The sequence below is a fragment of the Geothrix campi genome, assembly GCF_024609265.1.
GTDB classification, from domain to species: domain Bacteria; phylum Acidobacteriota; class Holophagae; order Holophagales; family Holophagaceae; genus Geothrix; species Geothrix campi.
Genome location: NZ_JANHMP010000001.1, coordinates 761,715 through 782,348 on the forward strand (window position 1 = coordinate 761,715; position 20,634 = coordinate 782,348).

Here is a 20,634-nt window from a genome sequence, read left to right on the forward strand (position 1 = left end):
CCAGAGTAGCCCCGGCGCCCTCCAGGGCCCCCCTGCGCGAAGGTGCCGGATGTCTAGTTCGCCACCGCCATGAAAGCCAGGCCGTCCTCCCTCAGTGTTTTAACGAGGCCACGGTCCTGCTTCCAGGCCTGGAGCCCCTTGTCCAGCTGCTCAAAGCCGAAAGTAACCGGTTTGTAGCAGTGCGCAAGGCTGAGCCGCAGGCGCGTGCCACCCGCCGCAGGTTCGGTTTCGGCCTTCCACTCGAAGGTGCGAAACGGCGTATCACCTTTGCGTTCCGGCAGCACTGGCTTGACCTTGGCTGGCAAGGTCAAGGTGGCGTGGTAGCTGAGTTCCCCCGTCGCCAAGCTCGCCACGGGGTACCGCCGGGGTGTACCAGCCTTCTGGATGAGGGCCGGCGGGTAGGGAATGCCCCAGGCCGCCAGGTTCCATTCGGCGCCGTTCCGATGAAATCCGTCGGGATGGGTGATCTTCACTTCCACCTCGAAGGGGCGGTCCGTGGCAAGCGGGTCTCCCAGGCGAACCACCTCGATCTGGGCCGTGGCCGGCAGGTCGAACCGACCTCCCATGAGGGCCTCCCGCATGGCCTTTGCGCCTCCCTTGTGAGCAATGGCGCGGAGATTCCAGTAGGTTCCAGTCTCCTTGAGCTTCAAGGTGGCGCGGAGTGCGGAACCGTCCACCTCCCCTTCAAGATCGACTGACAGCCGGTCGCGCAGGATTGCGGCATCCGGAACCGTCACCCACTGGGCCCCGTCGGGCAGGCAGATCATCACCCGCCGTCCGCGATGGCCTGAGCCCAGGAATCCGAAGGGTGTGAAGGGGTCCGTGGCGTCCACAAGGAGGAAGCGGCCCTTCGGGCTTTCCACTTCGCCCGGAAGTCCCAGGCTCTTGTCCAGTCGGAGGGCCGTGATCACATGATTGAAAACCGGGAAGGGCTCCTCCTGCGTCTCGATTTCTCCCTCGTTGATCCTTGCCAGCGTCGGATGCGCCGTGAAACCGAGCGTCCTGGCCTCGGCGATGAAGAAGGCCGACAGGTCCTTGCAGTCTCCGTACCGTTTTCGCCCCACTTCGACTGTCTGTTCAGGTACCCACCCGCGTTCAGCAGAGAGGTACACCTGCTTGTAGTTGAGCGCCGCCGCCATCCACGACCAGAGGGCATTGAGGCCTTCTGGGCCCTTCCGGCCATGCAGATCCGCCATCCCCGCCGAGGCCGTGGCCGAGGCGTAGTTTCCGGCCGTCCATCGTGCGACCTCATCCCAGGTCCCCCACATACGAGCGGTGGGAAAAGCAGGATCCAGGAATCGAACCCTGACTACCGGCAGCACATTGTACCGATGGGGATGACCGCCTTCGTCCTCCGGTAGCACCGGCAGATTCGAAACAGCCAAGCCCGTGGCTCCCAGCGGCTCCACTTTGGCAATCCAGGGGAGGAAGTGACGGCGATCGATGCGCACATCGACCTGCTGCAGATTGGTGAACCACCCCTCCTTCTTGGCCACATCGAGTTCCCAGCGCCGGACGGGGATCGTTTCGAGCAGGCCCGTCGCGGCCACTGGCCCGATAGGACTTTGAATGGCCTCCAGAGACTCGAATGCGATGTAACTGCCCTTGACCACACGATCCAGCGCGGCACCAGTGATGGTGTCTGTGCTGAATTCCGCCTCGGATGCGTCGTTCATGGTCACGACATCGTCTGAATCCAGTTTCACCAGGTCGCCATCGGGACGGAGATTCCATCCCTTCAGCTTCTTCACCTTGTTTCCCTTGCCGCCAAGGCCATGGATGACAAAGGTGCCTTGCCGCAATCCGCGCTCTCCCAGCACTTTCACGAGCCTGAATCGCCGTTGGCGAATCTCTCCGCTACCGGTGTAGGCGATCTCCGTCCGATCCAACAACACCCAGGCCACGGCATTCTCAGGAGCCGTCTCCCCGGCCGTGGCGCGGGCAACCTGGGCGGCCCACTCGGGCAGTCGCCCGAAGTCCTGGGCGGGCAGCAGCGCCGCCAGAAGGAACAATCCCATCCATCGAAGGCGCATCACCCCTCCCGCGAAAGCGTGACCTGCCGTCGGCAGGCGTCTTCAATCCAGCCCAGGAATTGTTTGAACTCTGCCCACTGGGCAGACGGAGCCGACAGGGCAGTCACCTCCACCCGAAGTACAACCTTCCCCATTCCTGTGGCGGGATCAAAGGCGGGCACCCAGAACACCCGGCCAAACAGGTTCTGCTGCTTCAGCTCCTGCTGGGGGCCCATGGTGTACCCCCGTGGCACCTGGAAAGTTGCAATCGCAAGTTGAGTGGCCTGATAAGGCAACACAATCGGCGCCGTCCGGGAGTCATCCAGCTTTGCAGGAACCCATAAGGGCCACGGCATGCCAGGAAAAGGGTCCAGCACTCGTTTCCGGCCGGCTTCCCGCTCCAGCGACCCCTTCAGGTGCCACGTGACGCTGGCTTTGGCGTCAGAGGTGTTCCTCACCTCAGCCGAGGCCACGGCAAGGTTTTTCATCTCCTTCTCGAACTTCTCCTTCAGCAGCTTCGACTGCTCCTTGGGTTCAAGGGCCATGTACCGGTTTCTCTCTACATACTCCGGGTAACCGGCGAATTCCGAGTCCACCTCAAACCGATCCGCATCCTCGTCCAGGTTCAGTCTGTAGGTGTAGCGGCGCAGGTTCGCGTTCGCTCCCAGGCTGCCAACCAGACCTTTCTTCCCCTTCCAGGTGCTGGAGTCGATGATCAGGGCAGTGACCGCCGTGTAGTCCGGATGCACCACGCCTGGCGCGGCGAACCGGCGCGTGGGATCGAACCAGATCATCCCCCCGTTGGTTTCCTCGATACCGATCAAATCAGTCGAGAACTGCCAAGGGTTGAGGTGGTTCCAATCGAATAGAGTGAATTCCCGGTCAGGTACCTTGGCGATGATCGGTTTCAGTCCGGCCGCCTTGAGCAGGTGGTAGAAGAGGAGCCTCATCCCTTGTGCGTTGGTCCTCCCGGTCTTGGCAGCGGCGGCGAGGTCCTTGGATTCGAAGTCCTTCCAGAAATTTTTCGGCAGGGCCGCGGACTCCGCGAACGTGGCTTGGCTCAAATTGGCGATACGGCTATCCAGGCGCTCCAGCAATGTGACGGCCTGTTTGCTGGGGGTGCCTGCGAGGTCGGCCGTCAGCTCGACAGCCAGCGTTTTGAAGGCCCCTCCCTTCTCGATCGACTCTTCATAATCTGGCTTGTAATGCTGCCGGATGGCCTGGTTCCAGTAGGCATCAGCACCCTCGCTCACTGAACTGCGAATATCATCCGGCTGCCAGAAGATGACCAGCCTCGGTAACCGGAGGGTAGGCCTGAGGCTATAAGGCGGCAGTTCCACCGCTGGGAGGTTCTTGAAGGTCAGCTGTTTGCCGCTCCAGGAACTCGTGACCTCGGGAGCAGGCGCGGCGCCAGGACTCAACGACCAGGCAAGCGGGAAAGGCTGGGCCACCTCGATGGCCATGACCTGCGTGGGATAGGCATGGGCCAAGGTCCACACGCCGTAGAGCCCCTGATAAAAACGGGCGGGCAATCCCCTGAGAAGCCCATCTGCTGATTCAGACCACTGAAATTCCACGACGCAATCCGTCGTGACTCCTGGGGCCACCAAGTGGGTCTTGCGCTGCTCACCGTTCCCGCTTTCGATGACCCGCTCCGCGAAATCCTTCCGGCTGTTGAATTCCACTTGGCGGCCATCGGGATAGACCGTCCGGCCCTTCACGCGGGTGGCCGTGCTTGGAAGGTCGGGGATCTCCGCCGCCTCGCGCCCAGCCTCGGCGAATACGCGCACCCGGTAGACGTAATCGATGGTAAGAACGTTGAGCCTCATCCGGTCTTCCAGGATCACGGCCCCTGTTGGGCCCTCCTTGAGAGCCCAGACTTCCGGTGGAATGGGAAGCCAGGCATTTCCGGCCATGAGCCGGAAGGTCAAGCAGACTACGGCTGACATGATCCGTATTTTCACGGGTTACTCCTGGTGGAATCCCCGGCATGCTGGCAGGTGGAGAACGAGTCGGCAAGAGACGCCCATCACACCTTTGCGAATTGTGAAACCCTTTTTAAACTCTTTCTGCCCGTGGAAACCATGCCGGTCATCCCAGAACTGTCCAGTCCCTTCCCCCTCCTCGGCCTCAGTGGCGGCATCGCGGCTGGCAAGAGCTTCGTCGCTGGGAAGTTGGCGGCCCGGGGCTGGGCGGTGATCGATGCCGACGCCCTGGCCCGGGAAGTGGTGCTGCCCGGCAGCGAGGGCCTGGCGGCTCTGGTCGCCACCTTCGGGCCCGCCTGCCTCCGCCCGGACGGTGCCCTGGACCGTGCCTGGATGGCCGCCCACGTGTTCGCGGATGACGCGGCCCGGGCCCGGCTGAACGCCCTCCTCCATCCCCGCATCGAAACCCTCCTCGCGGCCCGCCTGGCGGCGCTTCCGTCCACCACCCGAGGGGCGGTGCTGGATGCGGCGCTCTGGGTCGAGCGGGGCAGAGCCCATCACTTCGACGCCTTCTGGACTGTGGATGCCCCAGAAGAACTGCGGGTGGAGCGCCTGATGGCCCGTGATCAACTGACCCGCGACGCCGTCCTGGCCCGCCTCCACGCCCAAGTCAGCGCGCCCGAGCGGGCGCTCCATGCGGACCTGGTGATCCCCAACGACGGGCGCGATCTCTCCGGAATCCTCGATGGGGCCGTCCAGACCCTTCTGTCAAACTGGAAGGTCCGCCGCGCGCGGACGTGGAGAGCCCCGATGCCTGCACCTTTCACCGCCGATCAGCTCCGCGAGGTCCTGGCGACCCTCCTCAGCCGGGGTGGCGATTACGGCGAAGCCTTCATCGAACGCCGGCAGGCCCATGCCCTCGGCATGGACGACGGCCGCATGGAGGATGTGCTCGCCTCCGAGACTTTCGGTGGCAGCCTCCGGCTGATGGATGGGGAGACCACGCGTTTCGCGGATCTCATCGCCCCCGGATTCGAGGAGCTGCTGGAGGCCGCCCGAACCCTGGCGGCGCCGGGCACGGGGCAGCCGGCGGAGATCCCGACCCTGACCCTGAAGGTCCATCCCACGCCCAGCCCCGTGGAGCGTGATCTCGGCCGCGTGCCCCTGGACGAGAAGGTGGCCCTGGTGCGGAGTGCCGAGGGTCTGGCGCGGGCCCACGCCGAGGCCCTGCGCCCCGGCGCCCTCAAGCAGGTTTCCGCCGGCTACGGCGACAGCACCCAGCGGGTCTGGATCGCCGCCGTCGAGCGGGCGGACGGAACCTGGACCGGCCGTCTCACCGAAGATCACCGCACCCAGGTGGTGCTCCGCGTGAACGCCACGGCCGGAGACGGCCAGCAGTTGCAGTCCGGCTATCAGGCCCTGGGCGAGACCCGCGGTTTCGAGCTGTTCACGGACGAGGCCGTGACGCACACCGCGCATGAGGCCGTCCGGTTGGCCATGCAGGCCCTGGAGGCCCAGCCCGCCCCGGCTGGCACCTTCCCGGTGGTGCTCAGCAGCAGCGCCGGTGGCACCATGATCCACGAGGCCTGTGGCCACGGCCTGGAGGCGGATCTGGCCCTGGCCGGCATGAGCGCCTTCGCGGGCAAGCTCGGCCAGAAGGTCGCGGCGGAAGGCGTCACGATCATCGATGACGGCACCCTGCCCCACAAGCGCGGCAGCCAGGCCATCGATGATGAAGGCAACCCGGTCAGCCGCGTGGTCCTCATCGAGAACGGCGTGCTGAAGGCCTACCTGCAATCCCGCAAGACCTCCCGGAAGATGGCCACGGAACCCACGGGCAACGGCCGCCGGGAGAGCTACCGGCACCTCCCCATCCCCCGCATGCGCAACACCTTCCTGGCGGCCGGGAGCGAGGCCCCCGAGGCCATCCTGCGCGACCTCGATCGCGGTCTGCTGGTGAAACACATGGGCGGCGGCCAGGTGGACACCGTCACGGGCAACTTCGTCTTCCAGGTAACTGAGGGGTATTGGGTCGAGAAAGGCGAGCCCAAGTACCCCGTGAAGAACGCCACCCTCAGCGGCTGCGGACCCGAAGTGCTGAGACAGCTCACCCGTATCGGCAGCGACCTCCACCACTTCGACATCGGCACCTGTGGCAAGGACGGCCAGGGAGTCCCCGTCAGCGACGCCCTCCCCACCATCCTCTGCCCCGCCCTCGTCGTGGGCGGCACCGCCGAGCCCCTGCCGAGCGTCATTTGACCCCCGGACGCCTGCAGGTGGTGCAGGACGACATCACCACCCTCGCCCTGGACGCCATCGTCAACGCCGCGAACAGCAGCCTGCTTGGAGGCGGCGGCGTGGATGGTGCCATCCACCGCGCGGCCGGTCCCGGATTGCTGGAGGAATGTCGGAGCCTAGGCGGCTGTCCTGCCGGGCAGGCGAAGCTGACCGCCGGACACCGCCTGCCGGCCCGATTTGTCATCCACACCGTCGGCCCCGTCTGGAATGGGGGCCAGCACGGCGAAGAGGAAACTCTCGCCTCCTGCTATCGGGAGAGCCTTCGCCTGGCCGAACGCCATCAATGCCAGAACATCGCCTTTCCGGCCGTCAGCACGGGCATCTTCGGCTTCCCTCCGGATCGCGCCGCGGACATCGCCGTGGCAACCTGCCGCGACTGGCTCGCGGCCCACGACCTTCCTCATGAGGTCACCCTCGTGGCCTACGATGACCTCAGCCGGACAGTCCTCCAGACCGCCCTCGAGAAAGAAAGCTGACATGACCGATCCGTTCCGAACCTTCATCGCCGATGCTCTGGAAGCCCGCCTCCAGGACGGCATCCAGCACGCCCTCAAGCTCGGTGCGGAAGGCGCCGAGGCCTTCGTCTCCGTATCCCGCAGCCGCAAGGCCAAAGTGCAGAATGGCGCCCTGGAGGATCTGACGACCAGCAAACGCGGCGGCCTGGGCGTACGGGTGATCCGCGCCGGGGGCAAGGGCTTCCGCACAGGCCTCGCCACCACCACCGACCTCACCGCCGCGGATTTCCGCGACCTCTTCGCCCAGGCCTGGGAGTTGAGCGCCCTGGGCGACGAGGATCCCTGGCTGCGACAGGCGGATCCCGAAGGCACGGATGATCTCCCCAGCCGGTTCGACGGTGCCGTGGAGGCCCTCACGCCCGAGCAGCGCATCGCCTGGGCGTTGGAACTGGAAGCCGAAGCCAGAAAGGCCTCATCGAAGGTGGCCGCTGTGCGCGAATCGGCCTGGAGCGATGGCTCCGGCGCCAGCCTGTTGCTTACCCAGAAGGGCGTGCGGACGCCGGATGCGTGGTCCAGCTGTTCCGCGGCCATCGAACTGGCGGTAGCCGACGGTGAGGAGCGACAGGCGGCCTGGCACTGGGATGTCTCCCGTCGGCCGGGGTTGGACCTCGCGGCCATCGGCGCGGAAGCGGCCCTCAAGGGTGAGCGGAAGCTGAATCCCCAGCGCCTGCCCGCCGGCAGGTACTCGGTGGTGCTCCACCCGGAGGTGGCGGTGGATCTGCTCGGTATCGTGGCCGGGATGCTCGATGCCGAGTCCGTGATCAAGGGCCGCAGCCTCTTCGCCGGCAAGCTGGGCGAGATCATCGCCTCCCCTCTGCTGACGCTGGTGGACGACGGCCGCCTTACCGAAGCGCCGGGCCGCCCGGCCCTCGGCACCGAGCCCTGGGATGCGGAGGGTCTGCCCACTCGGCGCAACATCCTGCTCGAAGGCGGTGTGCTGAAGACCTACTTGCACACCCTCAAGACCGCTGCCGAGATGGGCGAGAATCCTACCGCCAGCGCGGGCCGGGGCTTCGGCAGCCAACCTGGCGCCACGACCTTCAACCTCTTCCCCCTGCCTGGAAACACGGCGCCCGACACCCTCTACCGCCTGGCCGGGAACGGCGTGCTCATCACGGAGATCATGGGTCTGCACACTGTGGATCCTGTCAGCGGCGACCTCAGCGTGGGCGCCAGCGGCATCCGCATCCGCGACGGCGTCCTGGCCGAACCCGTGGACAAGCTCACCTTCGCCGGGAACCTCCGAGACTTCCTGACCCGCATCGCCGCACTGGGCAATGACCTCCGCTGGTACGGCAGCAGTGCCGGCCTGAGCATCCTCCTGGAGGACATCGCGCTGGGAGGCGCCTGATGGGACGCGAGTTCTGGGACGAGCGCTACGGCGAGTCCGAGCTGACCTACGGCTCAGAACCCAACGATTTCCTGCGGGACATGGCGCCGCGCATCCCCCCAGGCCCCGTCTTGGGATTGGGTGAGGGCCAGGGCCGGAATGCCGTGCATCTCGCCACCCTGGGCCACGCGGTCACCGCCGTCGACCAGTCCTCGGTGGGCCTTGCGCGAGCCCAGGAATTGGCGGCCAGCCGCGGCGTGACTCTCACCACCGTCGTCGCCGATCTCGCAGAGTTCGAGCTCGAAACCACAGCCTGGAGCGGCATCATCTCCATCTTCTGCCACCTGCCATCGGCCCTCCGCCGGACCCTCTACCCACGCTGCGCCGCGGCGCTGGCCCCCGGGGGTGTCCTGATCCTGGAGGCCTACACGCCCAGCCAGCTGGAGTACGGCACCGGCGGCCCGAAGGAGTTGGATCTCCTCAGCACCCTCGCCGAGATGGGCAGCCTGCTTCCCGGCCTGGAACTGGAGATCGGCCAGGAACTGGTGCGGGAGATCCGCGAAGGCTCCCATCATCATGGCCTGGGAGCCGTGGTCCAGGTGGTGGCCCGCAAGCCCTCCGAGTCGACCTCCCGGCCCTGATCTGCGATCCTGGAATGTTCTTACGGGACCTTCCATGAGCCTTGATTCCGCCCGCGCCTACCTCGCCTTCCCCCACCTGGAGTCGGAGCTCCGGGCGGAACTTGAGCCCCTGCTGAGGGTCGCCGAGGCCGGCGATGCCAAGGCCGCAGCCGAACTGGAGGACCGATTTTCCGAGCCCCTCGCCTTCGGCACCGGCGGGCTCCGGGGCTTCATGGCCGCGGGCCTTCGCCGCATGAACCTTCCCAATATCCGCCGCGTGTCCATGGCCCTGGCCAGCGTCGCCAGCCGGAAAGCGCCCGGGAAGATGATCGCCGTCGTCGGCTTCGACACCCGCCTCAATTCGCAGGCCTTCGGTATGGCCTGCGCCGAAGTGCTGGCTGCCGCGGGCTACCAGGTATTCCTCGGGGACCGGCCCCTGCCCACCCCCTTCCTCTGCTTCGCCATGAAGCGCCTGGGCGCCGGCTGCGGCGCCATCGTCACCGCCAGCCACAATCCGAAGGAATACAACGGCTTCAAGGCCTACAACGACCTGGGTGGCCAGGTGGTGGAGCCCTGGGATGCGGAGGTGGAGGCCCACATGGCCGATCTGCCCCTGGTGCCCGAACCGCCGGTGGTGCCGGCCGGCCGCATCCAGCCCATTCCCGCGGAGGTGGAGAAGGCCTACCTCGCCATGGGCCTGGACCTGCTCCAGAGGCCGAAGTCCTACGAGGCCGCCCGCATCCTCTACACCCCGTTCCATGGCACCGGCATCGCCCTCATTCCCGCTCTCTTCGAACGGGCCGGCATCGCCATGACCGTCAGCCCCAGCCAGGGGATCCAGGACGGCACCTTCCCCACGGCCCCGCGTCCCAACCCGGAAGAGCTGGCCGCCTACGCAGCGCCCCTGAAGGAGGCCGAGGCCATGGGCGCCGAGGTCATCCTTGCCAACGACCCCGACGCGGACCGCATCGGCGTGGTGGCCAAACGCACCGGCACCTGGGAGCTCATGTCCGGCAATGACCTGGCCGCCCTCACCCTCGATTACCTTTGCACCCAGAAGGGCCGCAAGGGTGCCGTCGTCAGCACGGTGGTCACCTCCGACTTCATGGCCGAAGTGGCCCGGCATCATGGCCTGCCCGTGGTCTGGACGCTCACGGGGTTCAAGAACATCGCGGTGTGCATGGATCGCCTGGAGGCCCTGGGCGAGCCCTATGCCTTCGGTGCCGAGGAAAGCTACGGCATGCTGCTGCCCCCGGACCTGCGGGACAAGGACGGTGTGACGGCCGCGCTGGTGGTCGCCGAGCTGGCTGGACACTACAAGGCGAAGGGCCAGACCTTGTTCGAGGCCGTGGACGCCCTCATGGCCAAGGTCGGTACCTTCCGCAACCGTCTGGTGAACCTGGAGGATCCCCGGCCCGGCGGCGCCAAGCGCTTCGCCGAGGCCATGGGCCGCATCCGCACAGCGGGCCTCGCCACCCTGGGCGGCGAGAAAGTCGTCAGCTGGGAGGACTTCCAGACCGGCCTCTGGCATGGCGGCGATCGCAGTGAACCCATCCTCGACCGGCCCGACAACCGCGCGGCCGCCCTGCCCATCTCCCGCAGCAACGTCCTAAAGTTCCGCCTGGAGAGCGGCGCCTTCGCCGCCTTCCGCCCCAGCGGCACCGAGCCCAAGCTGAAGGTCTACCTCCAGGGCCGGGACGGCGAAGCCCAGCTGGATCTCATGGAAACGGAAGCCCGTTCGCTTCTGGGCCTCTAGCCAACGCCAGAAACGAGAAGGCGCCGGAAATCCGGCGCCTTCTCATGTCTGGAGAGTGGAACGACTACTTCTTCTTGATGGTGGTCAGCTTGCCCTCGGCGAAGCCGTGGCAGTCCTTGCACTGGGCTTCCTTGTACTTCGCGACCATCTTGGTGGCGGCGGCGTTGAACTTCTTGTCCTTGGGGGCGCCCTCGTGGCAGGCAGTGCACTTGGCACCCTTGACGGTGGTCGGCTTGGCGGAGGCCATCGGAGCCACGGCCAGGATCAGAGCGGCGGTGAGGAGGGTGATGCGGCGCATGGAAACTCCTGAGGGGGGTAGAGGTTTGAACCCGATCCGAGCAGGGCTGAATCGATGGTTTGAGTGTCGTATGGCAAGGCTGAATCGTCAGTGATGGCAGTCACAGCTTTGTCATGACTCGGAATCAACTGATTTCAAGCCATTTGGCGCCATGCATGGCCGGGGCGCCTCACCATCAAGAGGAAGGGCTCCGGCGCGAACCGGAGCCCTTCTCCACACAGCATCGCGTCAGTGTGCGAGGCGCGAGGTCATGGCATAGATGATGAGGAAGAGCAGCACGAGGCCGACGCCGAAGAAGATGTAGCCGGCGCTCCGGGCGATGCCCTTCCAGGCCTCCCACTCATCCTTGACACGGAAGCTGTCCAGGCGGCCTTCGGCCACCAGGCGGTCATACCAGCGCTTCCGCTCGTGGAGCATCTCGGATTTGGAGATGCGACCCGAGAAGATCACGGTGTCCATGGGGAACTTCTCCAGCCGGAAGTGCGTGTTGAAGAAGTGGACCGTGAAGATGAAGCCGGCGGCCAGCAGGGCCTCGTCGGAATGGATGATGAGCGACACATTGATCATCCAGCCCGGCATGAACTTGCTGAAGAATTCCGGGAACCACATGATCAGGCCCGAAATGCCGATGGCGAATACGCCCCAGAACACGGCGAGATAATCGAACTTCTCGAAGTAGGTCCAGCGGTCGAACTCAGGGCGTGGGCCCTTGCCGAAGAACCAGCGGTTGTGGGCCACGAAGTCCTTCACGTCCTGCTTGGTGGGGATCATGGAATCCGGATGGGCCATGGCCTTGAAGATCCGATTCAATCGGATGGCGCCCGTCTCCGGGTCCTTCAGGAAGCCGCGGTTCCGCCAGAAGTGGCCCAAGGTGGTGCTCACGTGCAGGGCGAAGTAGACAAAAGTGATCACCGCACCGAAGTGGTGGAGGGTGCGGGCCACATCGGCCCCGCCGAAGAAGCGGAAGATCGCCTTCGCCCAGTCGGTGTAGTAGAACTTCAGCGGCATGCCGGTGATCGTCAGCAGCAGGAAGCTCGTCACCACCAGGATGTGGAGGAACCGCTCGAAGGGCTGGAACCGGGTGAACTGCTCGTCATCCTCCTGGATCTTGATCTTGGCCTCGCGGAACTGCTTGGAGTCGTGACGATAGAGCCAAACGGACCGGAAGAGCCAAAGCAGCGTGTGCGCGCCGAAGAGGGAGAAGGTGCACACGAGCAGCGTCGTCATGATCAGGAAGACGTAGTGCAGCACCGGGTAGTTCTTGCGATCCATGGGGTTCGCATGAGGTGCGTACTTCGCAAAACTGACCGAAGCGTTGGCGTGGCACTGCTTGCATGTGTTGACAATGTTCGCGGGAGAGAGCCGGGAATTGGGATCCGCGGCGCGCAGGACGTCGTGGTGCCCGTGGCAGTCGTAGCAGGCGGCCACCGCGCTGGCGGTGTTGGCTTTGCCCAGGGCCATGGCCTTGCCATGGTAGGTGTCGCGGTAGTGCTCCAGGCGGTCGGCATGGCACTTACCACAGACCATGTCGCTGCCGGCCTTGAAGTGCCCGCTCACCGGCGTTTCGATCTGGTGGGCGGAATGGCACTGGATGCACACGGGGCCACGGGGATCGCCCTTGGCCAGGAGCTGGCCGTGGATGCTCTTGTTGTAGATCTCTTCCACCGTCACGTGGCACTTGCCGCAGGTCTTGGCGACGTTGGCGTGGTTGATGGGCGAACTGCGGTCGACGCTGCGCTTGATGTCATGCACGCCATGGCAGTCGTTGCAGCCTGGAGCCACGATAAGCCCCTTCACAAGCAGCGCCTTCCCGTGAATGCTCTCCTGGTACTGGGAGGCCACCTGGGGGTACTTCATCTTGTATTCGTCGGTGAGGTTCTTGTTTGCGTGGCACTTCGCGCAGGTCTGGGAAAGGTTCATCTTGTAGACCGGCGAATCCGTCTGCTTCACGGGAACGATGTAGTGGTTCCCATGGCAGTCCGTGCAGTTCGCCGCGGCCGAGGCACCCATGGCCTTGCTCATGCCGTGGATGCTGCCCTGGTAGACCTTGTCCTGCTCTGTGTGGCAGGTTCCGCACTTCACCTTCGGCACCGGGTTGCCATCGCCCGGGTGGTCCTTGTGGATCTCGGCATGGCAGGTCTTGCAGGAAAGCGATGCGTGGACCGAGCCCCCAAAGCGGTTGGCATCCACGAAGAGCGGCACGGTGGTGCCGTTCGGCCCCTCCTTGGTAAGGTCCTTGTCGCTGTGGCAATCGAAGCAGCTCTCCTTCACGACCGCCTTGGCTGGCGCGGCCTGTAAGGGCGCGGTCGCGAGGAGGAGGCCGGTCAGCAGGGCCAGCAGGAGGCTGCCGCCTTGGCGCTTGCCGCCGGCGGGAGCCTGAGTATCAGAAGGCGTTCGGGTCATAGGTCGTTCCTGTGGGGTGGGGAGGAGACGGGGTAAGGGGCCGGGCGAAGGATCAGGAGTTGTCTGTCTCGGTCTCGTGCTTCTCGATGACCTTCCGGTAGTACTCGGGCCGAGTCTCGCGCATGTGGTCCGCGGAGGCCTTCCCGTTCAGCCAGGCCAGGTCCATGGGATAGACATCCGGATCGAAGATCACGAGGTACCAGTGCCAGACAAGGATGGAGAGCGTGGCCAGGATGGCTTCATACCAGTGCGCCGCCGTGGCCGCATCCAGCACCCATTTCGGGAAGTGCCGCAGACTCCAGTTCTCGGCCCACAGCAGGAGGCCCGTCACGGCCATCACCACGGTGCCCCACATGAAGGCCCAGTACTCCATCTTCTCGGCGTAGCCGAACATGCCGAAGGTGGGTCGGTTCGGGATCAGGCCCAGGTTGAACCGGAGCATGTTGAAGATGTCCTTGGCGTCCTGCCAGGAGGGGAGCAGTTCCACCAGGATCACCCGATCCCGCTTGGATAGGGCCAGATGGATGAAGTGGAAAGCGGTGCCCGCCATCATCACCACCGCCGCGATGCGATGCACCACGCCGCGCAGGCTCGAAGTGGGATCGAACGACTGGAAGAGCTTCACCCAGCTCGCCTCGGGGAACTTCAACGCGAACCCCGTGATGACGAGGGAGACGAAGCTCACGATCACCAGGGCGTGGGTAACGCGGAAGGTCGGGTTCATGCGCGGGAACCCTTCGTGGGTGCCGCCGTGGTGCGGGCCACGCCGCAGCTTGGCCAGCCAGTCGAGGAAGTTGTGCAGCAGCATGAAGCCGATGGTCAGGGGGATGAGCACCAGGTAGGCCAGGCGAATCCAGCGCACGGAGATGTGCTCGGAGATCGTGGCGGTGCGCACGTGGATGGGTGCCGCCGCGAGCTTTGCCCCGGCGCCGGGATGGCACTTGCCGCAGGTCTGGGCGAGGTTCGCCGGGTTCACGGTGGATCGGATATCCGCGGAAGGCAGGATGTTGTGCACGCCATGGCAGGAGGCGCAGTTCGCGGCCGACTTGCCGCCACCCCGGATAGAGAGGCCATGGAAGCTGTCCTGGTAGGCGGGCACCTTGTCGCCGAATCCGTAGCGGGTATTCAGCCGTTCGTCCCCGTGGCAGCGGCCGCAGGTGATGGTGGATACGCGGGCCGCATTCACCAGGGAGCCGGCTTCCGAAGGCGCCAGGATGTCGTGCTCGCCGTGACAGCCGGTGCAGGTGGGCGAGTCCTTGGACCCCCGCTTCACGGCCAGCCCGTGGACACTGTCGGCGTAGACGCCCTGGATGTCGCTGTGGCAAAGACCACAGGTTTCCGCCACGTTGGCCCGGTTCACCTTTGCCTTGGGGTCCCGCGAGGCGAGGATGTCGTGGCTGCCATGACAGTCGGAGCAGGAAGCCGCACCGGCATTCCCCTTGGCCACTTCACGGCCATGGACACTCAGGCGGTAGGCCTCCACCGGCTTCACGAAGGGGATCTGGTGCTTGGCGAGGAAGTCGGGATTGGAGTGGCAACTGCCGCAGGTGTCCGCCAGATTCTTCTTGGCCACCTTGGAAGCCGGATCGCTGGCCCCGAGGATCCCGTGGGCGGGCCCGTGACAAGAGGCGCAGGTGGCCGCGTCGGTCATCCCATTCTGCTTGGCGACACCGTGGACGCTCTTCCCGTAGGCCTTGACCTGGTCTTCGTGACAGGTCGCGCACTTCACCGGCGCAGGCTTGTCCGCGTGGGGCAGGTTCGTGATGCTGCTGTGGCAATCCGTGCAGGCCATGCTGCCGTGTTTTGTGACAGCGAACTTGGCCAGATCAATGTCGTGGCAGGAGACGCAGTCCTTGGCCGAGGGGGGAGCCGCCGCAAGGAATACGGAAAATAGCCCGGCTAGCAGCAGACGCATAGCTACCTCACATGTCGGCTATCAGCCTAGCGCGGTTGCCTCCCATTAAGATACCTGTTGGTGATCTAGATCACGACAAGAACAGATATCGGAAATGATTGTATGAGTGAATATATGTCGCTACATCTGTTCGAATTTATTGGGGGTCAGATCCCATGGGTACAGAAAAAACCGGGCGGAAAACCGCCCGGTGGAGTTCACGAACCAACTTCAGCGGTTCACTTGCCCTTGTAGTCCTTCAGCCAGTTCAGATCGACTTCGGCCGCCTTCTTCTTGGCCTTCGTCTCTTCAAGGAACTTGCCGCGGGCGGTCATCTCGCCACCCTTCTTGGCGACACCGACGTGGCAGGCCTTGCAGTCCTTGACCTCGGCGAAGCCGAGTTCCTGCGCCTTCTTGACGAAGGGCATCTTGGCCTGGGCGGGAATGGCGAGAATCAACGCCGCAGCGGCGATGAGGGTGGCAGTGCGCATGGTGCCTCCGGAATGGGGTCCCGCAGGGGGCGGGACGGGTTGGTTACAGCAATGCAATAAGGGTGCCTGGTCGGACCATCTTACAGGACACTGCGGGCTTTTAAGCCATTTAGACCACCAAGTGCTCTTGATACTCCCCGAAGACGGTTCGGAGGGCATCGCAGATTTCCCCCACGGTGGCTTCGGCCTTCACGGCCGCGACGATGCGCGGCATGAGGTTCTCCGTGCCCTTGGCGGCAGCGGTGAGTTCCGTCAGCCGGGCTGAGGCGGCAGCCTGGTCACGCCCCGCCCGCACGGCCGCCACCTGGCGGCGCCGGGTCTCGCCCAAGGCCTCATCCACGCGCAGGAGATCTGGCTTCACCTCGCCATGGATGGCGAACCGGTTCACGCCGACCACGATCTGCTCACTCTTCTCCACAGCCTTCTGGTAGGCATAGGCCGCATTCTGGATCTCCCGCTGGGGCAGGCCCTTCTCTATGGCGGCGACCATGCCTCCCAACTCGTCCACCTTGGCCAGCAGCGCGGAAGCCCGAGCTTCCAGCTCATCCGTCAGGGATTCGATGAGATAGCTGCCCGCGAAGGGATCCACCACGTCCGCCACGCGGGATTCATAGGCCAGGATCTGCTGGGTCCGCAGCGCGATCATGGCGCTTTGTTCCGTGGGCAGGGCCAGGGCCTCATCCCGGCTGTTGGTGTGCAGACTCTGGGTGCCGCCGCAAACCGCGGCCATGGCCTGCACGGTGGTGCGCACGATGTTGTTGTCCGGCTGCTGGGCCGTGAGCGTACTGCCGGCCGTTTGCGTGTGGAAACGCAACATCTGGCTTTTTGCATCCTCCGTTTTGAAACGCTCCTTCATGATCCGGGCCCACAGGCGTCGGGCGGCGCGGAACTTGGCCACTTCCTCGAAAAACTGGTTGTGGGCATTGAAGAAGAAGCTGAGCCTCGGCGCGAAAGCCTCCAGCTTCAGCCCCGCATCCAGCGCGGCCTGCACATAGGCGATGCCGTCGCCCAGCGTGAACGCGATTTCCTGGGCTGCGGTACAGCCGGCCTCGCGGATGTGGTAGCCGGAAATGGAGATGGTGTTCCAATTGGGGACCTGTTCCGCGCAGAAGGCGAAGATGTCGGTGATGAGGCGCAGGCTCTGACGCGGCGGGAAGATGTACGTGCCCCGGGCCATGTACTCCTTGAGGATGTCGTTCTGGATGGTGCCGCTCACCTTGTCCCAGCTGACGCCCTGCTCCTCCGCCACCGCGAGGTACAACGCCAGCAGCACCGAGGCCGGGGCGTTGATGGTCATGCTGGTGCTGACCTTGTCCAGGGGGATGTCCCGGAACAGCGTGCGCATGTCGTGGATGGAGCTGATGCTCACGCCCACCTTGCCGACCTCGCCCAGGGCCATGGGATGATCCGGGTCCATGCCGATCTGCGTCGGCAGGTCGAAAGCCACGGAGAGTCCCGTGGTGCCCTGTTCCAGCAGGTACCGGTAGCGTGCGTTGCTCTCCTCGGCCGTGGCGAAGCCTGCGTACTGGCGCATGGTCCAGAGGCGGCCCCGGTAGCCGGTAGGCTGCACATGGCGGGTGAAGGGGAACTTCCCCGGCGCGCCCAGATCCCGCAGGGGATCATGGTCCGCCAAGTCCGCCGGCGTGTAGCTGTTCTTCAGCGGGATGCCCGAACTTGTCTCGAAGACCCGCTGGCGGAGCTTCGCCGGATCCTCCGGCGCCGTGAGCTGCGCGCGCACCTGATCCAGGAAATCCTTCTGGTACATGGGGCCTCCGAATGAATCCACCTTATCGCCCCCTCGAGTGGGGACGCTACACTGGCGCTTCCCCCTCCGAGAGACCACCATGCCCCTGCCGCCCCCGCCGCCAGCTCCCATTCTGATCCTCACCGGTGCCGATCTCTGGACCAATCACGGCCCGGAACCTGGCCAGGCCCTGGCCATCCAGAAAGGGAAGATCCTTGCCGTGGGCACCGCGGATACCCTTGCCAAGGCCCACCCCAAAGCCCAGCTCGTCAACCTTTCCGGGGGCACCCTGTTGCCTGGACTCATCGAGGGCCACGCCCACGTGGGTGGCCTCGGCGCCTTGTCGCGGAAGGTCGACCTCACGGGGCTCGTAGACCTGAACGGCACCCTGGCCCGCGTCCGGGCCTGGGCCTCTGCACACCCCCAGGGCTGGCTGCTGGGCCGGGGCTGGGATCAGAACCGCTGGCCCGCCAAGTCCTTCCCGAAGGCCCTCGACCTGGACACGTTCACCGGGACCCGGCCCGCCTTCCTCCAGCGCGTGGATGGCCATGCGGCCTGGGTAAACAGCGCGGCGCTGGCCATGGCCGGCATCGGCCCCAAGACGCCGGATCCCGAGGGGGGTCGCATCCTCAAGGATGCCACCGGCCGGCCCACGGGCATCCTGCTGGATGCTGCGGTCCAGCTCGTGGAGAAGCTCATTCCGGAACCCAGTTCCGCCGAGCTTGAGGCTCGCCTGAAGGCCGGGCTCATCGCCCTGCGCGCGGACGGGTTCACGGCCGTGGCGGACATGGGCGTGGGGGCGCGCGAGCTGGCGGCCTACCGGCGCATGGCCGCCGCGGGGGCCCTGCCCATCCGCGTCTTCGCCTACCTGAACCACGACCACCGCGTGATGCTCCGGGAGCTTAAGCTCGCGCGGACGAAGAACCTGTCCTTCCTCCAGGTGCAGGGCGTGAAGTTCTACCTGGATGGTGCCCTGGGCAGCCGCGGCGCCCGTCTTCTCGCGCCGTACGCGGACGAACCCACCACCCGGGGCCTGTGGGTCACCGACCCCGCCAAGGTCGCCCTGGATGCCTCGATCACCCTGCGGGCTGGCTACCAGCCCGCCATCCACGCCATCGGCGACGCCGCCAACAGAACCGCCCTCGACCTGCTCGCCCAGGCCATGAAGAAGGGCAAGGGCGCCCTGCCCCCGCGCATCGAGCATGCCCAGATTGTCACCGCCGAAGATGCCGCCCGCTTCGGAAAGCTCGGCGTCGTGGCCAGCATCCAGCCGGTCCATTGCACCTCGGACCACAGCTGGACTCCGGCGCGGCTGGGGCCCGAACGGGTGAACGAGGCCTTCCCCTGGCGCAGCTTCGCGAACGGGGGCGCCCTGCTCGCCTTCGGCAGCGACGCCCCAGTGGAGGACGCCAATCCCTTCGTCGCCTTGGCCGCCGCCGAAACCCGCCAGGATCCCGACGGCAACCCACCCGGCGGCTTCCTGCCCGCCCAGCGCCTCACCCGCATCGAGGCCGTGCGCGCCTACACGGCCGGCAACGCGGCGGCTCTGGGCCGCGCCAAGGACCTGGGCGCGCTCCAGAAGGGGGCCGTGGCCGATCTCCTCTGGATCCAGGCGCCCCTTGGAGACGTGAGCCCCGAGGCCCTGCGGAAGGTGAAACCCGGGCGGCTGTGGGTGAACGGGGTGGAAGTGCCGCTCGGGCACTGAATATGGATCTCCATGAAGGGCACGAATGGATAACTCTTCGTGTTCTTGTGTTTCCCTTCGTCCTTAGTGGAGGTCTTTAACCTCGATGAAGACCGCCTCTGGAATACTGGACCCATGAGCCTCCGCCCTGCCGCCCCCCTGCTGGCCCCCTCCCTACTCTCCGCGGACTTCACGCGGCTGGGCGAGGAGCTTCGGATGATCGAGTCCGCGGGCGCCCGGGTGGTGCACGTGGACGTCATGGACGGCCGCTTCGTGCCGAACATCACCATCGGCCTGCCGGTGGTGGAGGCTCTGCGCAAGGCCACCACGCTGCCCCTGGATTGCCACCTGATGATCGTGGAGCCTCTGCGCTATGCGGCGGACTTCGTGAAGGCGGGTGCCAACTGGGTGAGCATCCATCAGGAAGCGGATCCCCACCTGCACCGCACCCTCGCCGCCATCCGGCAGGCAGGGGGAAAGGCGGGCGTCGTGCTGAATCCCGGCACTCCCATCGAAACCCTGGTGGACCTCGTCGGCGACTTCGACTTCGTCCTGCTCATGAGCGTGAATCCCGGCTTCGGCGGCCAGAGCTTCATCCCCCGCGTGCTCGACAAAGTGAAGCGCCTGGATGCCCTGCGATCCGAGCGCAGCGTGCCCTTCTTCATCCAGGTGGACGGTGGCGTGAGCATGAAGAACGCCACGGACCTCATCCGCGCCGGCGCCGACTGCCTGGTGGCCGGCAACGCCGTGTTCAAGGCCGAGGATCCAAAGGCCGCAGTCGCTTCGCTCTTGCAGGAGATGGGCGCAGGGCGGCGAGCATGAGGATCGACCTCCAGCGCTACAACCGCCTCCTCTGGGCCGTGAACGGAACGCTCCTGCTGGTAGGCCTGCTCCTCCTGCTGATCACTGGCCTCACCTCGCTCTGGCCCTCTCGTGATCGGGGCCAGAGCCTTCCGGCCGGAGCCTCGGCGATGGCCGCAGACGTCCCCTCCCAAGCCGCCATCCTGCGTCTTGGCCTCCCGAAACCCCTGAAGGGCACGGACACCCTGCTCGTTCCCGTGGAGGGGCTCCCGCAGGAAACCGAAGGGCCCCGAGGCATCGGGAGCTACAGCAAGGGCGCCCCGAACGTCCCGCTCTTCAACCTCCTCTTCGTGGACGCGAAAACGCTGGCCTCCCGGCCCCTGCTCACCAAGAAAAGCCTCATCCTCCGCTACGACACCCTCGAGGATGGGGAAGAGGGCAGGAGCGCCCGAGTCGACGGCCTGGTGGTGAGCATCGTCGATTCGGACACGAACGGGAACGGCCGCCTCGACGAAGGCGACGAGGCCAGGATCTGGCTCTGCGACGTGTCGGGCCGGAATCTGCACGCGGTCACGGCCGCGGGAACCACGTGCGGCAGTTGGCACTACGACAGCCTCCGCCGAACGGTCTACCTGGTCGTGGAGACCCGGAACGATTCGCGGAAGGCCGGATCGGCTGAGGTGCTCGCAGTGCCCCTCGATGGCTCCCAGCCAGCCCGCCCGCTGGCTTCGAAGACGCAGATGGACAACCTGCGGAACCTGCTGCAGCACTGATTCCTGCCACGCGGAGACCAGACCTCGAGGTGCCGAGACGCTCCCGGTTCGGTGGTGGAGTCGCATGGGCTGGCACTGATCCTGCTTTTC

15 protein-coding genes are annotated in these 20,634 nt (G+C 65.6%); 8 read left to right on the forward strand and 7 right to left on the reverse strand.

From position 1 onward, the window contains the following. Nucleotides 1-53: 53 nt before the first annotated feature. Nucleotides 54-2,033: a hypothetical protein gene (locus tag NOV65_RS03650; protein ID WP_257304437.1), complete on the reverse strand. Its 1,980-nt coding sequence runs from the start codon at nucleotides 2,031-2,033 to the stop codon at nucleotides 54-56. Continuing rightward, nucleotides 2,033-3,859, reverse strand: coding sequence for a hypothetical protein (locus NOV65_RS03655; protein ID WP_257304439.1), 1,827 nt, complete (start codon nucleotides 3,857-3,859; stop codon nucleotides 2,033-2,035). The genes NOV65_RS03650 and NOV65_RS03655 overlap by 1 nt, the downstream gene beginning before the upstream one ends. A 237-nt stretch (nucleotides 3,860-4,096) precedes the next feature. On the opposite strand from NOV65_RS03655, the gene coaE reads away from it, so the two are divergent. The 5 genes from coaE to NOV65_RS03680 are packed head-to-tail and all read left to right on the forward strand — an operon-like array spanning nucleotide 4,097 to nucleotide 10,456. Further along, nucleotides 4,097-6,196, forward strand: a complete 2,100-nt coding sequence (gene coaE / locus NOV65_RS03660; RefSeq protein ID WP_257304440.1) for a dephospho-CoA kinase — start codon at nucleotides 4,097-4,099, stop codon at nucleotides 6,194-6,196. Beyond that, a complete protein-coding gene (locus tag NOV65_RS03665) occupies nucleotides 6,193-6,711 on the forward strand; it encodes an O-acetyl-ADP-ribose deacetylase (RefSeq protein ID WP_257304442.1) in 519 nt (172 codons plus the stop codon). The genes coaE and NOV65_RS03665 overlap by 4 nt, the downstream gene beginning before the upstream one ends. 1 nt (nucleotide 6,712) lies before the next feature. Then, nucleotides 6,713-8,101: a TldD/PmbA family protein gene (locus NOV65_RS03670; protein WP_257304444.1), complete on the forward strand. Its 1,389-nt coding sequence runs from the start codon at nucleotides 6,713-6,715 to the stop codon at nucleotides 8,099-8,101. Continuing rightward, on the forward strand, nucleotides 8,101-8,721 hold the full coding sequence (locus NOV65_RS03675) for an SAM-dependent methyltransferase (protein WP_257304446.1): 621 nt from the start codon (nucleotides 8,101-8,103) through the stop codon (nucleotides 8,719-8,721). The genes NOV65_RS03670 and NOV65_RS03675 overlap by 1 nt, the downstream gene beginning before the upstream one ends. Nucleotides 8,722-8,755: 34 nt before the next feature. Beyond that, nucleotides 8,756-10,456, forward strand: a complete 1,701-nt coding sequence (locus NOV65_RS03680; RefSeq protein ID WP_257304449.1) for a phospho-sugar mutase — start codon at nucleotides 8,756-8,758, stop codon at nucleotides 10,454-10,456. A 64-nt stretch (nucleotides 10,457-10,520) separates the two neighbouring features. On the opposite strand, the gene NOV65_RS03685 is transcribed toward NOV65_RS03680, so the two are convergent. The 5 genes from NOV65_RS03685 to NOV65_RS03705 all read right to left on the reverse strand — a co-directional run bounded on the left by NOV65_RS03685 (nucleotide 10,521) and on the right by NOV65_RS03705 (nucleotide 17,307). Next, entirely contained in the window at nucleotides 10,521-10,754 is a 234-nt protein-coding gene (locus NOV65_RS03685) for a cytochrome c3 family protein (protein ID WP_257304451.1), read from the reverse strand. Nucleotides 10,755-10,982: 228 nt separating this feature from the next. Continuing rightward, nucleotides 10,983-13,157, reverse strand: a complete 2,175-nt coding sequence (locus tag NOV65_RS03690) for a cytochrome b/b6 domain-containing protein (protein ID WP_257304453.1) — start codon at nucleotides 13,155-13,157, stop codon at nucleotides 10,983-10,985. Nucleotides 13,158-13,209: 52 nt separating this feature from the next. After that, nucleotides 13,210-15,072, reverse strand: a complete 1,863-nt coding sequence (locus NOV65_RS03695) for a cytochrome b/b6 domain-containing protein (protein ID WP_257304456.1) — start codon at nucleotides 15,070-15,072, stop codon at nucleotides 13,210-13,212. Nucleotides 15,073-15,290: 218 nt separating this feature from the next. Then, complete coding sequence (locus tag NOV65_RS03700) at nucleotides 15,291-15,542, reverse strand: hypothetical protein (RefSeq protein WP_257304458.1); 252 nt, start codon at nucleotides 15,540-15,542, stop codon at nucleotides 15,291-15,293. Between the two features lie 109 nt (nucleotides 15,543-15,651). Continuing rightward, a complete protein-coding gene (locus tag NOV65_RS03705) occupies nucleotides 15,652-17,307 on the reverse strand; it encodes an acyl-CoA mutase large subunit family protein (protein WP_257304460.1) in 1,656 nt (551 codons plus the stop codon). A 79-nt stretch (nucleotides 17,308-17,386) separates the two neighbouring features. Between NOV65_RS03705 and NOV65_RS03710 the strand changes: the two genes are divergently transcribed. From NOV65_RS03710 to NOV65_RS03720, 3 genes are all read left to right on the forward strand, one after another. Continuing rightward, a complete protein-coding gene (locus NOV65_RS03710) occupies nucleotides 17,387-18,991 on the forward strand; it encodes an amidohydrolase (protein WP_257304461.1) in 1,605 nt (534 codons plus the stop codon). Between the two features lie 114 nt (nucleotides 18,992-19,105). Further along, nucleotides 19,106-19,792 carry a ribulose-phosphate 3-epimerase gene (gene rpe / locus NOV65_RS03715; protein WP_257304463.1) on the forward strand — a complete coding sequence of 229 codons (687 nt, stop codon included), beginning with the start codon at nucleotides 19,106-19,108 and terminating at the stop codon, nucleotides 19,790-19,792. Then, the gene (locus NOV65_RS03720) at nucleotides 19,789-20,544 is read left to right on the forward strand and encodes a hypothetical protein (protein ID WP_257304467.1); all 756 of its coding nucleotides are present in this window, start codon (nucleotides 19,789-19,791) and stop codon (nucleotides 20,542-20,544) included. The genes rpe and NOV65_RS03720 overlap by 4 nt, the downstream gene beginning before the upstream one ends. Nucleotides 20,545-20,634: the final 90 nt, after the last annotated feature.

Excerpts from the sequence above, each read along its gene's own strand:
- NOV65_RS03680 (WP_257304449.1), top strand. The coding sequence starts at position 8,756 with ATGAGCCTTGATTCCGCCCGCGCCTACCTCGCCTTCCCCCACCTGGAG.
- NOV65_RS03695 (WP_257304456.1), bottom strand. The coding sequence starts at position 15,072 with ATGCGTCTGCTGCTAGCCGGGCTATTTTCCGTATTCCTTGCGGCGGCT.
- NOV65_RS03710 (WP_257304461.1), top strand. The coding sequence starts at position 17,387 with ATGCCCCTGCCGCCCCCGCCGCCAGCTCCCATTCTGATCCTCACCGGT.
- NOV65_RS03690 (WP_257304453.1), bottom strand. The coding sequence starts at position 13,157 with ATGACCCGAACGCCTTCTGATACTCAGGCTCCCGCCGGCGGCAAGCGC.
- coaE (WP_257304440.1), top strand. The coding sequence starts at position 4,097 with ATGCCGGTCATCCCAGAACTGTCCAGTCCCTTCCCCCTCCTCGGCCTC.
- NOV65_RS03700 (WP_257304458.1), bottom strand. The coding sequence starts at position 15,542 with ATGCGCACTGCCACCCTCATCGCCGCTGCGGCGTTGATTCTCGCCATT.
- NOV65_RS03650 (WP_257304437.1), bottom strand. The coding sequence starts at position 2,033 with ATGCGCCTTCGATGGATGGGATTGTTCCTTCTGGCGGCGCTGCTGCCC.
- NOV65_RS03675 (WP_257304446.1), top strand. The coding sequence starts at position 8,101 with ATGGGACGCGAGTTCTGGGACGAGCGCTACGGCGAGTCCGAGCTGACC.
- rpe (WP_257304463.1), top strand. The coding sequence starts at position 19,106 with ATGAGCCTCCGCCCTGCCGCCCCCCTGCTGGCCCCCTCCCTACTCTCC.
- NOV65_RS03685 (WP_257304451.1), bottom strand. The coding sequence starts at position 10,754 with ATGCGCCGCATCACCCTCCTCACCGCCGCTCTGATCCTGGCCGTGGCT.
- NOV65_RS03670 (WP_257304444.1), top strand. The coding sequence starts at position 6,713 with ATGACCGATCCGTTCCGAACCTTCATCGCCGATGCTCTGGAAGCCCGC.
- NOV65_RS03720 (WP_257304467.1), top strand. The coding sequence starts at position 19,789 with ATGAGGATCGACCTCCAGCGCTACAACCGCCTCCTCTGGGCCGTGAAC.
- NOV65_RS03705 (WP_257304460.1), bottom strand. The coding sequence starts at position 17,307 with ATGTACCAGAAGGATTTCCTGGATCAGGTGCGCGCGCAGCTCACGGCG.